The sequence below is a fragment of the Rhizobium leguminosarum genome, from assembly GCF_004123835.1.
GTDB lineage: Bacteria > Pseudomonadota > Alphaproteobacteria > Rhizobiales > Rhizobiaceae > Rhizobium > Rhizobium leguminosarum_M.
In genome coordinates this window covers 166,433-180,001 of the sequence record NZ_MZMU01000024.1, presented here as the reverse complement: position 1 = coordinate 180,001, position 13,569 = coordinate 166,433, and the positions used below count along the sequence as shown (strand labels likewise).

The 13,569-nt window shown below is 61.1% G+C and carries 14 protein-coding genes and 2 pseudogenes; 9 read left to right on the top strand and 7 right to left on the bottom strand.

The genetic code is table 11. The features are described 5' to 3' along the window. The first annotated feature begins 20 nt into the window (after positions 1-20). Positions 21-326, top strand: coding sequence for a 4a-hydroxytetrahydrobiopterin dehydratase (locus B5P46_RS30565; protein ID WP_129422000.1), 306 nt, complete (start codon positions 21-23; stop codon positions 324-326). A gap of 66 nt (positions 327-392) precedes the next feature. After that, positions 393-785, top strand: coding sequence for a YkvA family protein (locus B5P46_RS30560; RefSeq protein ID WP_129421999.1), 393 nt, complete (start codon positions 393-395; stop codon positions 783-785). Between the two features lie 87 nt (positions 786-872). Here B5P46_RS30560 and B5P46_RS30555 read toward each other — a convergent pair whose 3' ends face one another. Next, positions 873-1,433, bottom strand: coding sequence for a sigma-70 family RNA polymerase sigma factor (locus B5P46_RS30555; protein ID WP_129421998.1), 561 nt, complete (start codon positions 1,431-1,433; stop codon positions 873-875). A gap of 336 nt (positions 1,434-1,769) precedes the next feature. On the opposite strand from B5P46_RS30555, the gene B5P46_RS30550 reads away from it, so the two are divergent. The 5 genes from B5P46_RS30550 to B5P46_RS30530 all read left to right on the top strand — a co-directional run bounded on the left by B5P46_RS30550 (position 1,770) and on the right by B5P46_RS30530 (position 6,606). After that, a complete protein-coding gene (locus B5P46_RS30550) occupies positions 1,770-2,279 on the top strand; it encodes an invasion associated locus B family protein (protein ID WP_017962430.1) in 510 nt (169 codons plus the stop codon). A gap of 250 nt (positions 2,280-2,529) precedes the next feature. Next, complete coding sequence (gene rlmN / locus B5P46_RS30545; protein ID WP_129421997.1) at positions 2,530-3,756, top strand: 23S rRNA (adenine(2503)-C(2))-methyltransferase RlmN; 1,227 nt, start codon at positions 2,530-2,532, stop codon at positions 3,754-3,756. 93 nt (positions 3,757-3,849) lie between these two features. Further along, positions 3,850-4,803, top strand: a complete 954-nt coding sequence (locus B5P46_RS30540; RefSeq protein ID WP_129421996.1) for an ABC transporter substrate-binding protein — start codon at positions 3,850-3,852, stop codon at positions 4,801-4,803. Between the two features lie 133 nt (positions 4,804-4,936). Then, positions 4,937-5,815 (top strand): ABC transporter permease, encoded by an 879-nt coding sequence (locus tag B5P46_RS30535; RefSeq protein ID WP_129421995.1) that lies wholly within the window; start codon positions 4,937-4,939, stop codon positions 5,813-5,815. Next, a complete protein-coding gene (locus tag B5P46_RS30530; protein WP_129421994.1) occupies positions 5,812-6,606 on the top strand; it encodes an ABC transporter ATP-binding protein in 795 nt (264 codons plus the stop codon). The genes B5P46_RS30535 and B5P46_RS30530 overlap by 4 nt, the downstream gene beginning before the upstream one ends. Before the next feature lie 168 nt (positions 6,607-6,774). Here B5P46_RS30530 and B5P46_RS30525 read toward each other — a convergent pair whose 3' ends face one another. The 3 genes from B5P46_RS30525 to B5P46_RS30515 form a co-directional block, all read right to left on the bottom strand. Then, positions 6,775-7,122, bottom strand: coding sequence for a hypothetical protein (locus B5P46_RS30525; RefSeq protein ID WP_129421993.1), 348 nt, complete (start codon positions 7,120-7,122; stop codon positions 6,775-6,777). A gap of 276 nt (positions 7,123-7,398) precedes the next feature. After that, the gene (locus B5P46_RS30520; RefSeq protein WP_129421992.1) at positions 7,399-8,040 is read right to left on the bottom strand and encodes a LysE family translocator; all 642 of its coding nucleotides are present in this window, start codon (positions 8,038-8,040) and stop codon (positions 7,399-7,401) included. A gap of 191 nt (positions 8,041-8,231) precedes the next feature. Next, positions 8,232-9,083, bottom strand: a complete 852-nt coding sequence (locus B5P46_RS30515; RefSeq protein WP_129421991.1) for an SDR family NAD(P)-dependent oxidoreductase — start codon at positions 9,081-9,083, stop codon at positions 8,232-8,234. Between the two features lie 176 nt (positions 9,084-9,259). Here B5P46_RS30515 and B5P46_RS30510 point away from each other — a divergent pair, with 176 nt between their 5' ends. Continuing rightward, a complete protein-coding gene (locus B5P46_RS30510) occupies positions 9,260-10,483 on the top strand; it encodes an argininosuccinate synthase (protein ID WP_129421990.1) in 1,224 nt (407 codons plus the stop codon). Between the two features lie 283 nt (positions 10,484-10,766). Here B5P46_RS30510 and B5P46_RS35215 read toward each other — a convergent pair. From B5P46_RS35215 to B5P46_RS30495, 3 genes and pseudogenes are all read right to left on the bottom strand, one after another. Beyond that, positions 10,767-10,903: pseudogene (locus B5P46_RS35215) on the bottom strand (alpha/beta fold hydrolase); the annotation flags it as partial. Next, a pseudogene (locus B5P46_RS34730) lies at positions 10,869-11,286 on the bottom strand (pyridoxamine 5'-phosphate oxidase family protein); the annotation flags it as partial. The pseudogenes B5P46_RS35215 and B5P46_RS34730, both read right to left, overlap by 35 nt. A gap of 34 nt (positions 11,287-11,320) precedes the next feature. Continuing rightward, the gene (locus tag B5P46_RS30495) at positions 11,321-12,307 is read right to left on the bottom strand and encodes an MBL fold metallo-hydrolase (protein ID WP_129421989.1); all 987 of its coding nucleotides are present in this window, start codon (positions 12,305-12,307) and stop codon (positions 11,321-11,323) included. A 132-nt stretch (positions 12,308-12,439) separates the two neighbouring features. Here B5P46_RS30495 and B5P46_RS30490 point away from each other — a divergent pair, with 132 nt between their 5' ends. Further along, positions 12,440-13,336 carry a LysR family transcriptional regulator gene (locus tag B5P46_RS30490; protein ID WP_245456332.1) on the top strand — a complete coding sequence of 299 codons (897 nt, stop codon included), beginning with the start codon at positions 12,440-12,442 and terminating at the stop codon, positions 13,334-13,336. Positions 13,337-13,569 lie beyond the last annotated feature (233 nt).

The following is a 13,569-nucleotide window of genomic DNA, read 5'->3' as shown; positions in this document are numbered from 1 at the left end:
ACAGAGAAGAGGACCATGGCATGAAACGGGAAAGACTGGAACGGGCGGCGGCCGAGGCGGAACTGGCCGAGCTTGCAGGCTGGGCGCTCAATGATGCGAGTTCTTCGATATCGAAGACGTTCAAGTTCGCAAATTTCATCGAGGCTTTCGGCTTCATGACGGAGGCAGCACTTGCGGCCGAGAAGCTCAACCACCATCCCGAATGGTTCAATGTCTATTCCAGGGTGGATGTGACGCTGAACACGCATGATGCCGGCGGGCTGACGGAGCTGGATTTCAAGCTCGCCAAAGCCATGGAGAAGGCTGCGGCGCGCCGTATCGATTGAAAGCGGGGCCGATTGAAAGCCGAAGCGCCATCACCATATGTTCGCTTGGACGAAAGGGATGCAGGGATGGACGAGGTCAAATTCGGGGAAATCCTCTTGCCGGGCGACGAGGACACCCAGAGCCGGCGCGAGAAAACCGTAAGGCAGAAATTCTGGCCGACGTTCCGGCGGGCGGTGCGGCAGATCCCGTTCTCGCGCGATGTCGTCGCCGGTTTCTATTGTGCGCTCGATTCGCAGACGCCAACGAAGGTGCGCGGCGTGCTGCTTGCGGCACTCGCCTATTTCGTCATGCCGGTCGACATGATCCCGGATATTTTCGCCGTCATCGGCTTTTCCGACGACATCGCCGTGCTTTCGGCGGCCTTCGCCATGGTGCGCGGCCACATCCGGCCGAGCCACTACGAAGCGGCCGACCGCGTTCTCGCCGATCGGCCGGAAGAAGCGATGAAGACGATTTAACGCGTGTCGCGTCCAACCGGGATGCGACCGCTTGTTTCATGCGTGTCGTCCTCCCAAAACCGCTGCACACTTTTGGGCGACATTGCATCAGGCGATTTCGCGTTCCAGCACCTTGCGGAGCTTGCCGAAGGCAAGCCGGATACGTGACTTCACCGTGCCGAGCGGCAGCCCGGTTGATTCGGCGATCTCCGAATGCGATTGACCGAGGAAGAAGGCGGCGCGCAGCATGTCGCGCTGTTCCTCCGGCAATTGACCGACGGCGGCGCGTATCTTGGCGTCGCGATCGTCATTGGCGATGATTTCTTCCGCGCCGATATCGGCCGGCGGCTGCAGGGCCGGATCAGTCTCATCGAAGACGCGGGTATTGGCGCGGCGCTGCATGTCGATGCGGCGGTTGCGGGCAATGCGGAAAAGCCAGGTCGAGAGGGAAGATCGCGTGGCATCGTAGAGCTCTGCCTTGTGCCAAAGAACGATCATGATCTCCTGGACCAGTTCCTCGGCCTCGCCTGATGTCATCCTCTGGCGCATCAGCCAGGCCTTCAGGCGGGGTGCGAAATAGTCGAACAGGATGGAAAAGGCCTGCTGGTCGCGATCGTCCGCGACGGCCTTCGCGAGGGCAGCGAAACGCTGTCTTTCCTCGGCATCCATATCTCCTCACCAGCCCCCTGCGGCAATAATTTCGTCCCGGATTTCCAAGTCTTACTGAGGTACAACGGATTTTGGAAAGGTCAAACTCTTGCCTGAATCTTTGTGTCTTAAATTCAGCCGAACGGACGGCCAGTGCCATCGGGGCACGGTGTCGCGGCCGATACCGTCAAAGGGACGAAAATTGACACTCGAGCTGAAATGACACAGGCAGATACAAATCGCAGCTATTGTTGACCATTTGGTAACCTGAATTAAGTCAAAATAAAGCAGATCGTGATTATGCGGCGCCCGCTATGATCGCTTCGGGCCTTGAATCGCAAGAACCGGCAGGAATCCATGTTTGTAAAAAGTATCGTATCCGCTCTCGCACTCACCCTCGTCATGGCCGGAGTTGCGACAGCGCAGCAGGCCGCGCCGAACCGCATCCAGCAGTTCCAGGCATGGGGCGCCTACTCCTACAAGTCGGGCAACAGCACCGTCTGCTACGTGCTGTCCGTTCCGACGGCAAAGCAGCCGGCAAGCGTCGACCACGGCGACAATTTCTTCATCGTCTCGCAGCGTCCGGGCCAGAACATCTCCTACGAACCGCAGGCGATGATGGGCTACACGGTCAAGGAAAATTCGAAGATCAACGTCGTCATCGACAACAAGACCTTCGTGATGTTCACCAAGGACAAGGCCGGCTGGGTCGAGAATGCGGCGCAGGAGCCAGCCCTCGTCGCGGCGATGAAGACCGGTCATTCGATGACGGTCAATGCCGTTTCGCGCAAGGGCACCGGCACCTCCTACAGCTATTCGCTCTCGGGCATCTCGGCTGCGCTGAAGCAGATCGAAACCTGCAAGTAAGCGGTCCTTTAGGCCGAAGAGTTTCATGGGCCGGCCTTGCGCCGGCCCATGCCGTTTCCATCTATGGTGACGCGCGGGCAAAATGATGCTAAAGCCGGCGCCAACAGCGGACAGATCGCGATTTCAGTCGCCGTTCCGCCATTCAACTTCTGCCGATGTGCTGTCATGCGCCCGCAGGTCTTCCGGCTTACCGCTGAAGTCCGCGGGGTTGCGAGGAGCAGCCACATGTTTGAAATCGGGATGAATGCCTATGTCCGTCATGGATGCGATCGTTGTCACCAAGCCGCAGGCGCGCACGTCCGCTAACCTCGAGAAGCCTTCCCTGATCGGGCTGTCGCGCGAGGAGATGGGGGCGGCACTCCGGGAAAAGGGTGTGGCCGAGAAGCAGATCAAGATGCGCGTCTCGCAGCTGTGGAACTGGATCTATGTGCGCGGCGTCTCCGACTTCGACCATATGACGAATGTCGCCAAGGACATGCGGGAGATGCTGAAGCAGCATTTCACCATCGCACGTCCCGAGATCGTCGAGGAGCAGGTTTCGAACGACGGCACGCGCAAATGGCTGCTGCGCTTTCCGCCGCGGGGCGCCGGGCGTCCCGTCGAGATCGAGGCCGTCTACATTCCGGAAGAGGGCCGCGGCACGCTCTGTATCTCAAGCCAGGTCGGCTGCACGCTCACCTGTTCCTTCTGTCATACCGGGACACAGCGTCTGGTGCGCAACCTGACGGCGGAAGAAATTCTTTCACAGCTGCTGCTCGCCCGCGACCGGCTTGGGGACTTTCCGGACCGTGAGGCGCCGCAGGGTACGATCATGCCTGCCGAGGGCCGCAAGGTCAGCAACATCGTCATGATGGGCATGGGTGAGCCGCTCTATAACTTCGATGCCGTCAAGCAGGCATTGCTGATCGCCACGGATGGTGACGGCCTGTCGCTGTCCAGGCGCCGCGTGACGCTTTCCACCTCTGGCGTCGTGCCGGAGATCTTCCGCACCGGCGAGGAGATCGGCGTCATGCTGGCGATTTCGCTGCATGCGGTGCGCGACGATCTGCGCGACATTCTGGTGCCGATCAACAAGAAGTACCCGCTGAAGGAGCTGATCGAAGCCTGCCGGACCTATCCGGGCCTTTCGAACGCGCGGCGCATCACCTTCGAATATGTGATGCTGAAGGATGTCAACGACAGCCTGGAAGACGCCAAGGGGCTGATCAAGCTCTTGAAGGGCGTGCCGGCGAAGATCAACCTCATTCCGTTCAATCCCTGGCCCGGCACCAATTATCAGTGTTCCGACTGGGAGCAGATCGAGAAGTTTGCCGATTTCATCAATTCGGCAGGTTATGCCTCGCCGATCCGCACGCCGCGCGGCCGCGACATTCTTGCCGCCTGCGGCCAGCTGAAATCGGAATCGGAACGCATGCGCAAGACCGAACGTCTGGCCTTCGAGGCGATGATGATCGCCAATCACGGCGCCGACGACTGATCAGCAAGTTTGATCCTCGCTACAATTCTCCGCGATTGATTTCAGGGGGCGCTTTTCCTAAAAGTGCCCCCAAAATCATTCAGGAGGATCCCCATGCGCCCGATTTTGCTCGCTCTTGCTGCCACTTTGGCCCTTTCCCTGCCCGCGAAGGCTGATGACGTCACCGTCGCCGTGACGGCGATCGTCGAACATCCGGCGCTGGATGCGGCGCGCAAGGGTGTTCTCGATGCGCTGACGGCTGCGGGCTACAAGGAAGGGGAGAACCTGAAATTCGTGTTCGAATCGGCGCAGGGCAATCCGGCGACGGCAGCCCAGATTGCCCGCCAGTTCGCCGGCGACGAGCCCAATGTCATCGTGCCGATCTCGACGCCCTCGGCCCAGGCCGTCGTCTCCTCGACGCGTGACATTCCTGTCGTTTTCACGGCCGTCTCCGATCCGCTCGGCGCCCAGCTCGTCAAGAATATGGACAAGCCGGGCGGCAATGTCACCGGGCTTTCCGACATGTCGCCGGTCGGCGAGCATCTAGCGCTGATCAAGGAAATCCTGCCTGATGTGAAAAGCATCGGCTATCTCTACAATTCCGGCGAGGCGAATTCCGTTTCGCTGCTCGCCGTGTTGAAGACTGAAGCCGAAAAGGCTGGCCTGAAGGTGGTCGAATCGGCCGCCACCAAGTCGGCCGAGGTCCAGGGTGCTGCACGCGCGCTCGTCGGCCGCGCAGATGCGATCTACATTCCGACCGACAACACGATCATCTCCGCGCTTGAAGGCGCTGTCGCGGTTGCCGAAGAGAGCAAGCTGCCGCTCTTTACCGCCGATACGGATTCGGTTTCACGCGGCTCGATCGCTGCCCTCGGCTTCAACTATTATGATGTCGGCAAGCAGACCGGCGAGATCGTCGTGCGTGTGCTGAAGGGCGAGAACCCGGGCGACATCGCGGTCAAGACTGCCGCCGGCAGCGACCTCGTCGTCAACAAGGCGGCGGCCGTGAAGATGGGGGTTACGCTGCCGCAGAGCGTGCTTTCCCGCGCTACCAAAGTCATCGAATAAACAGGGCGACTGCTGCAGTCGCTGATCGAGTTTGCAGCCGCTCCCGTTCCACACGGGGGCGGCTGATAGTATTAAAAGCCTGATGTTTCGCGCAGGGCGCGGAGCGGAAACGGATAGAAGAGGGGCGGAAGCCTTGAGCCAAATCGCATTCTGGGGGGCCGTCGAACTCGGACTGGTCTATTCCTTCGTCGCCCTTGGGGTCTATCTCGCCTTCCGTGTTCTGGATTTCCCCGACCTGACGGTCGATGGCTCCTTTCCGCTTGGTGCGGCGGTGACGGCCGTGCTGATCATTGCCGGCGTCAATGCCTGGCTTGCGGCTCTGATCGCCATGGTGGCCGGTGCCGCCGCGGGCATGGTGACGGCACTGCTCAATGTGCGCTTCAAGATCCTCAATTTGCTCGCCTCGATCCTGACGATGATCGCACTGTTTTCCGTCAATCTGCGCGTGATGGGCAAACCCAATGTCGCCCTCATCAATGCCGACACGATGATCAGCCCGTTCTTCGGCCATGGCCTTCGCGATTTCTACGTGCGGCCGCTCTTCGTCGGTGTTCTTGTCGTCATCGCGCTCATCCTGGTCTGGCGTTTCCTCGAGAGTGATGCGGGACTGGCAATGCGGGCGACTGGCGCCAATGCAAGGATGGCGCGGGCCCAGGGCGTCGATACCAGCCGGCAGATCTATCTCGGCATGGCGATCTCGAATGCGCTGGTGGCGCTCGGCGGCGCGCTGTTTGCCCAGACAAACGGCTTTGCCGATGTCACCTCGGGCGTCGGCACGATCGTCGTCGGGCTTGCTGCCGTCATCATCGGCGAGACGCTGCTCGGGCGACGCGGTCTGCTGATTGCGTTGATCGGCTGCGTGCTCGGATCGATCCTCTATCGCATCGCGATCCAGCTGGCGCTTTCGAGCGACGTCATCGGCCTGCAGGCGTCCGACCTCAATTTCGTCACCGCCGTGCTGGTGACCGTGGCGCTCATCCTTCCCCGTTTGCGCGGAGGTGCCGCGTCGTGATCAACCTCAAGAACATCAAGGTCGTTTTCGGGCGCGGCACGCCGCTGCAGAAGCAGGCGCTCTCGGGCGTCAGCCTGACGATCGAGGAAGGCTCCTTCGTAACCGTCATCGGTTCCAACGGCGCCGGCAAATCGACGCTGCTCGGCGTGCTCGCCGGCGATGTGCTGGCAAGCGAGGGGCAGGTGCTGATCGGCAATGCAGACGTCACGCGCAAGACGACGGCGGCGCGCGCCGGGCTCGTCGCCCGTGTCTTTCAGGACCCGTTGACCGGAAGCTGCGGTGCCTTGTCGATCGAGGAGAACCTGGCGCTTGCGGCGCGCCGCGGCGAACGGCGCGGGCTTGCTTCGGCGCTTGGCGCAAAACGGCGCGACCATTTTCGAGAGAGGATCGCCGAGCTCAATCTCGGGCTCGAGAACCGCATGAAGGACCGCATGGACCTGCTCTCCGGTGGCCAGCGGCAGGCGGTCTCGCTCGTCATGGCGACGCTGGCGGGCTCGGAAGTGCTGCTGCTCGACGAACATACGGCGGCGCTTGACCCCGGCATGGCGGAATTCATCATGGGCCTGACCCAGAAGATCGTTTCCGAGCGCAAGCTGACGACGCTGATGGTGACGCATTCGATGCGCCAGGCGCTCGATTATGGCCACCGCACCGTGATGCTGCATGGCGGCGAGATCGTGCTCGATGTCGCCGGCGACAGCCGCAAGACGTTGCAGGTCGAGGACCTGATCGCGATGTTCCGCAAGATGCGCGGCCAGACGCTGGATGACGATGCCTTGCTGATCGGTTAGCGGGCAGCTGATCGTTTCACGACCCGCGGGCGGATCGACCAACCGACCGCGGGCGAATTGCTGCTGAAACACGAATGGCGCTGCGATCCAAATATCAGATCCTCTGCTGAAAGAAGATGATATCGGTGATCACATGCCGCTCGTCCTCAGAGGCCAGCCGGACCGTCATCAAGAGCAGACTTCCACCAGCACGCGATGGCCGTACTGGTTGAGCCATTCCGGCTGGCACTGATCCGGGTAATAGTCGTCATCGCCGAAGAACAGACGATTTCTATCATGGAAGGCGAAACGGCCGTCGCGGTGTCCGCCAAAATGATGCGCTCCGAAGCCGCGATGGGCGAAATTGCCGCCGCCCATATGCGCACCACCGCCGAAGTGGCCGCCGTCATGCGAGAAACCGCCACCGCCATGGCCTCCGCCGCCGTGAGCTAAGGCAGGTGTTGTCGCTGTAAGGGACGTGGCGGCAAACGTCAGCGCAACAACTCCTGCTGTTATGATATTGCGGAACGTAATCATGGACTTATCCTTTCAAGGTAGCTCCTCGTGAGCCGTAAAGGATATGTGGGCAGCGAAGGTGGCGTGGCCTAGCCACAATTGGCGACTTACGATCATATGTTGATCACAAGTAATCGCGCGAAAGGCATGGAATAATTTTGGACGACGACGAAATTCGCGGCCACTCCCTGCTCCGGCGTGGCGTCTCGCGAATGTTGGTGTCGTTGGCGGCGGATCGTGTCACGACCGCGGGCGGATCGATAAGCCAACCGCGGGCGGTTTGCTTCGCAACCGCGGCTATCTCGCCTGGGTGAGCAGGATCTTCGCGGCAAAGATCGAGAAGACGCCGGCGAAGGTATAGTCCATGCCGCGCAACACCTTCCTGTTGTTCTGCAGCCAGGAGGCCAGCCAGTCGGCGGCAAAGACGACGCTGGCGTTGACCGGCATGCCGATCAGGATGAAGCAGAAGCCGAGGAAAAGCAGCTTGTGTGTCACGGCGGGATCACCGGCGCTGACGAATTGCGGCAGGAAGGTCATGAAGAAGATGATGACCTTGGGGTTCAGAAGATTGACCCAGAAGCCCGACGAGATGTTCGAAAGGGCGGTGCCCTTCTGCTCCTCGACCTTGGCGACTGTGAGCTTCGAACCGAAGCGGATCGCCTGCACCGCCAGCCAGAGCAGATAGGCGGCACCCCCGGTCTTCAGGATCAGGAAGGCGGTCGGCGAGGCGGTGATCAGCGCCGAAATGCCGAAAGCGACCAGCATGGTGTGGACGACGATGCCGAGGCTGGTGCCGACGACAACGAAGAGCGCTGCCTTTTTGCCCTGGGCCAGCGCGCGGCTGATCGACAGCGTCATATCGGGGCCTGGGGTCGCCGCGAGCAGCAGCGTCGCGGCGGCAAAGGCGAGAAGGGTCGGCAGGCTGGGCAGGAAGTCCATGACACACTCTGAAAGCCGGAAAGGATCTGGGGATCTCTTACCCGGCTTTCAGAAAATTACCAATCAAACCTTCTAGATTCGAATGATTTTAGGCCTGATCGGCCTAAATCATTCGAATCCAAGTCAGAGAAGTAGAGCATGATGTTACCCGAAAACCGCGCACACTTTTCGGCATCATGCTCTGGTGCCGATTACTTCTGTTCGAGAAACGCCTTGAACTTGTCAGCATAGTCCTTGTGCCAGCGTGACAGCGGCGGTCGGTTCTCGATGATATCGCCGGCCGCCCAGGCCATCCGGCGTTCGTCGACCGGACGCGCCACGTCATTGTCAGGGCACAAAATATAGAAATCGCCGCGTTCCAGGCTTTCGACCATGAAATCGACCGTCTGCTCGGCGGTCCAGGCGGCGGCCGGTTTTTCAGCGCGGTCGCCCTTGGTGAGGCCGGTGAAGACGAAGCCGGGGATCAGAAGATGGGCGGAGATCTTTCCGCCTTCGGTGTTGCGAAGCTCATGCTGCAATGCTTCGGTGAAGACTTTCACGCCAGCCTTGGAGATGTTGTAGGCGGGGTTGCCGGGCGGCGTGGTGATGCCCTGCTTGGAGCCGGTGTTGATGATCAGGCCCGGCTCGCCATGCGACAGCATCTTCGGGCCGAAGGTGCGGGTGCCGTTGATCACGCCCATCAGGTTGACGGCGAAGATATTGTCCCAGTTCGCCTGCGGGCTGAAGATCGAGGTTTCCGGGCCGATGCCGGCATTGTTCATCAGCACGTGCACACGGCCGAAACGCTGGAGTACGGCGCGCTCGAGCGCCTCCAGGGATTCCTTGACTGCGACGTCGGTCTCGACCGCCATCACATTTTCCTCGCCGGCAATGGCCTTGAGTTCGTTGGCGGCGTCGGCCAGCCGATCGCCGCCGAGATCGGCGATGGCGACGCTCATGCCGCGTCCGGCGAAATATTTCGCCGCGGCAAGGCCGATGCCGGAGGCGCCTCCGGTGATGACGGCAACATTGGATGTCTTGAAAATGTCTTGAATATTCGTCACGGGGCAGCCTCTCCTCGAGCATTTGCGGACGCTGGCGAATATGGGCTCCGCTTTCGCGCTGTCAAACGCTATCGACACCATCACCGTCGCACTTGGCCTTGCGTCACGCGCCAATCTCGCTAAAAGTGCCGCGACACCGGGTTTTGCCGGCCTTTTATGCAACGGACCTCATCATCATGGCATCATACAAAGACGTGAAGAAAGTCGTTCTCGCCTATTCCGGCGGCCTCGACACCTCGATCATCCTGAAGTGGCTGCAGACGGAGCTCGGCGCCGAAGTCGTCACCTTCACCGCCGATCTCGGCCAGGGCGAAGAGCTGGAGCCGGCGCGCAAGAAGGCCGAGATGCTCGGCATCAAGGAGATCTATATCGAGGATGTGCGCGAGGAATTCGTGCGCGATTTCGTCTTCCCGATGTTCCGTGCCAATGCCGTCTACGAAGGCGTCTACCTACTCGGCACCTCGATCGCCCGTCCGTTGATTTCCAAGCATCTGATCGATATCGCCAAGAAGACCGGCGCCGATGCGATCGCCCACGGCGCGACCGGCAAGGGCAACGACCAGGTCCGTTTCGAACTGTCCGCCTATGCCTTGAACCCCGACATCAAGATCATCGCGCCGTGGCGCGACTGGGCGTTCAAGAGCCGCACCGATCTGCTGGCCTTTGCCGAACAACATCAGATCCCTGTTGCCAAGGACAAGATGGGCGAGGCGCCGTTCTCCGTCGACGCCAACCTTCTGCATTCCTCTTCCGAAGGCAAGGTTCTCGAAGACCCCTCCCAGGAGGCGCCTGAATATGTGCATATGCGCACGATCTCCCCGGAAGCCGCACCCGACAAGGCAACGACCATCAAGGTCGGCTTCGAAAAGGGTGATGCGGTTTCGATCAACGGCGTGCGCATGAGCCCGGCGACGCTCTTGGCGACACTCAACAATTACGGCCGCGACAACGGCATCGGCCGTCTCGATCTGGTCGAGAACCGCTTTGTCGGCATGAAGTCGCGCGGCGTCTACGAAACTCCAGGCGGCACGATCCTGCTCTCGGCGCACCGCGCCATCGAATCGATCACGCTCGACCGCGGTGCTGCCCATCTCAAGGACGACATCATGCCGCGTTACGCCGAGCTGATCTATTACGGTTTCTGGTTCTCGCCGGAGCGCGAGATGCTGCAGGCGTTGATCGACAAGAGCCAGGAGCATGTCGAAGGCGAAGTGACGCTGAAGCTCTACAAGGGCAATGTCATGGTCATCGGCCGCGAAAGCGACAAGTCGCTCTATTCCGACAAGCTCGTCACTTTCGAGGACGATCAGGGCGCCTACGACCAGAAGGATGCGGCCGGCTTCATCAAGCTCAATGCGCTGCGCCTGCGCACGCTCGCCAAGCGCAACCTCGTGAAGTAATCACGGTTCGCCTTCGAACCGGAATGAGCCCGCCGGCATTGCCGCGCGGGCTTTTTCGTGGGGTGAGGTAGCAAACGCCACCAAACTCTTAGAGCGTTCCGGATGGCCGGATTGCACCAACAACGGACATCGGCTCGGCTTGGATAGACGACCGCTAGGGGGCCAGCGGCTTTCGGTGCCGCGACTTTCGAAAGTCGCCATTGCGACATTGCTGTCTCCAGCGGGGTCGGAATTCTGTCCAGGGATTCGCGCCGGGGACGCCTCGAGGGGCGTCCCGATGGCGCATCTGGTTATCCCAATCGTCGCCGTTCAGCGGCCACCCATGACGGACACCATCGGCTGTCCGGTGCCCCAATCCTTGTAGAAAATCTGCGCGCCGTCTTTCGTCTTCTGTCGTATCGATGATGCGCATGTGACCAAAGATCTTCAGACGCTGCCGGTGCGCATAGTCCATCAGGAACAGTGAGACGCGGTCATTCGCGCGCACATTGCCCGTAGTGATGTATTGCAGGTTACCGCGAAAATCCGCAAAGCCCAGTGTCGATACATCGACGGTGGTGAGAAAGCCCGCGGGCCCGCCACGGTATTGGACATAGGGCCATCCGGTGTCCGAGACACTGCCGAGATAGAAACCATCGCGCGCCCTGATGAAGGCCGTTTCCGACGGACCGAGGCGCTGGCTCTGCCGAGTATTGGCGGCGTGGCCGCGCGCCTATCTGCGCCCACTGCGCCGCGCTGCCATAGTGTTCCTGCGTTGCCGCGACGGAGGCCGTCGTGGCGATACTGAGATATCTGGTGCTCATACCGTTTCTACCCTCGCGACTGCCGGAGCGGACTTCAGTTCTGTAGGGCCCAGTCCGCCACTTGCCAGCGCATCTGCCCGCGGTCGGCGACGACACGGCCGAGCCCTGGGAAGGGCATGTGCGTGGCGGCGATGAGCGCGCCTTCCGAAGCGGCGCGAGAAAAAAAGCGGTCGCGCATCGCTTTGGCCGCTGCAGGGTCCTGCTCGAACAGGAAGAACACATCGGTCGCCCCGGGATGCACGACCGGAAAGATCATATCCGAAACCATGATGAGGCTCTGCCCGTCATCTTCGACCCGCACGCCGATATGGCCGGGTGTATGGCCGGTAAGGTCGACAATTGAGACGCCCTGCACAATCTCACGCTCACCGTCAATCGCCTGGAGTTTCGGGTAGAGGCGCACGACCTCCTCCGCCATCTTGAAGCTGGTCTGCAGATAATCGGGCGCGCCGCTGCGCTTGGCCGGATCAGTCCAATGGGTGACGTCGCGGCGATCTATATAGAGTTCCGCCTTGGGGTAGTTGTTCTTGCCTCCGAGAATCAGACCGCCCATGTGGTCCTGATGCATATGCGTCACGATCACCGCGTCGATCTGGTCGCGCTGCAGGCCGAGCGCGGCGAGCGCCTGCGGCAATTGCCCGGTTTGCCCGATCGAGCCTGCCGCACCGGCATCGATCAGGATGCGGCGCTCGCCATCCTCGACGAGATACTGGTTGAAAAGGAACCGCACCCCACTCGGCCGGGCGGTGAACTGCGCGACTGCCGCCTGTTCGACCTCCGCCGCGGTGCGCCCCGGAAAATAACCATAGGGCATATCGGCATACCCATCCGTCAACGCCGTCACCGTAAAGCGACCGATGCGGATCTGCGCGAGCGGCGTAACGCTCACCGGCGCGTTGGCGGTATCCTGCGTCGCGGCAAACGCAGACGCGCCTCCAATCATTCTTCCGCCGAAGAGGCTCCCCCCGAGGAGGCCGAGAGGGAGAGCGCTTGTAAAGGCACGACGCGAAAGTTGGGGCATGACGTCTTTCCTGATCATTGGCAATACGGGAGCCGGGCAGCGCCCTTGGACGACGTGAAAGCTATGATATCCACAAACAATAGGGTATCCTACCATTTTTGGAACTTTCCTCTCAGTTTGCGGAAGGATTGGATGGATCGTTTTGAAGCGATGTCGGTACTGCTGGCGGTGGTCGATGCCGGCAGCCTTTCTGCCGGGGCGCGGCGACTGCATGCACCGCTCGCCACGGTCAGCCGCAAGGTCGCCGATCTCGAAAAGCACCTTGGTGTGCGCTTGGTCCTGCGCACCCGCCGCGGCCTCGCCGTGACGGAGGAGGGGCGCGCCTTCGTCGCCGCGTCACGTCGCATTCTGGAGGAACTGGACGCGGCGGAGCGGCAGGCCAACGGCGATTATGGCGCGCTGCGTGGCGGGCTGCACGTGACCGCACCGATTGCCTTCGGCGAGCGCCATCTGCTGCCAATTGCGCTGGAATTCCTGAAGGAGCAACCCGATATCAACCTGCGCCTGACCCTGGTCGATCGGCAGCTAAGTCTGGCGGATGAGCACGTCGATGTGGCCCTGCGGATCGGGCATCTCGCGGACAGCGCGCTTATCGCAACGCGCGTGGGCACCGTCCGCCGGGTGATCTGCGCGAGCCCCGACTATCTCGCCCGCCGAGGAGTGCCTCGTCAGCCGGATGACCTCGCCCAGCACGACGGCATAAGTTTCCAGGGCTTCGCGACCGCGCCTGAATGGCGCTACCGCCGGGATGGCGCGGCCTTTGCCGTCGAGCCGCGCTCCAAACTCGCGGTCAACACGACGGAGGCTGCCATTCAGGCTGCGCTGGCCGGTATCGGCATTATCCGCGTTCTGTCTTACCAGATCTCCGATCAGTTGCGCTCCGGCGCGCTGCAGGAATTGCTGACGGAGTTCGCACCGGAACCGCTGCCGGTGAACGTTGTCCATGGACCAGTCGACCCCCTGCCGCTGAAGGTGCGGTGCTTCCTCGACTGGATCAGGCCCCGCCTACGCGCGCGGATGGCTTACTAGCGTCCCCGCTATCCAGGCGCACCTCCGTTGATGGCGGTCAAGTACACCGTGCGAATGCTGCAAGGTAGCTCGCCTTCCCTAAGCACCTAACATGGCGGCTTTCCAGAAAGATCCAAAGCGTTCTCTAGGACTGCAACGAGGGCGCAGAACTGCCGTTGATTGGAGGTGGGAACATAATCTTCGGACAGGCAGCGGAAATAATTTCCGGGAAGGCGCAATGGTCCCCCAGGTTC

Excerpts from the sequence above, each read along its gene's own strand:
- B5P46_RS30565 (WP_129422000.1), top strand. The coding sequence starts at position 21 with ATGAAACGGGAAAGACTGGAACGGGCGGCGGCCGAGGCGGAACTGGCC.
- B5P46_RS30560 (WP_129421999.1), top strand. The coding sequence starts at position 393 with ATGGACGAGGTCAAATTCGGGGAAATCCTCTTGCCGGGCGACGAGGAC.
- B5P46_RS30555 (WP_129421998.1), bottom strand. The coding sequence starts at position 1,433 with ATGGATGCCGAGGAAAGACAGCGTTTCGCTGCCCTCGCGAAGGCCGTC.
- B5P46_RS30550 (WP_017962430.1), top strand. The coding sequence starts at position 1,770 with ATGTTTGTAAAAAGTATCGTATCCGCTCTCGCACTCACCCTCGTCATG.
- rlmN (WP_129421997.1), top strand. The coding sequence starts at position 2,530 with ATGTCCGTCATGGATGCGATCGTTGTCACCAAGCCGCAGGCGCGCACG.
- B5P46_RS30540 (WP_129421996.1), top strand. The coding sequence starts at position 3,850 with ATGCGCCCGATTTTGCTCGCTCTTGCTGCCACTTTGGCCCTTTCCCTG.
- B5P46_RS30525 (WP_129421993.1), bottom strand. The coding sequence starts at position 7,122 with ATGATTACGTTCCGCAATATCATAACAGCAGGAGTTGTTGCGCTGACG.
- B5P46_RS30520 (WP_129421992.1), bottom strand. The coding sequence starts at position 8,040 with ATGGACTTCCTGCCCAGCCTGCCGACCCTTCTCGCCTTTGCCGCCGCG.
- B5P46_RS30510 (WP_129421990.1), top strand. The coding sequence starts at position 9,260 with ATGGCATCATACAAAGACGTGAAGAAAGTCGTTCTCGCCTATTCCGGC.
- B5P46_RS30495 (WP_129421989.1), bottom strand. The coding sequence starts at position 12,307 with ATGCCCCAACTTTCGCGTCGTGCCTTTACAAGCGCTCTCCCTCTCGGC.
- B5P46_RS30490 (WP_245456332.1), top strand. The coding sequence starts at position 12,440 with ATGGATCGTTTTGAAGCGATGTCGGTACTGCTGGCGGTGGTCGATGCC.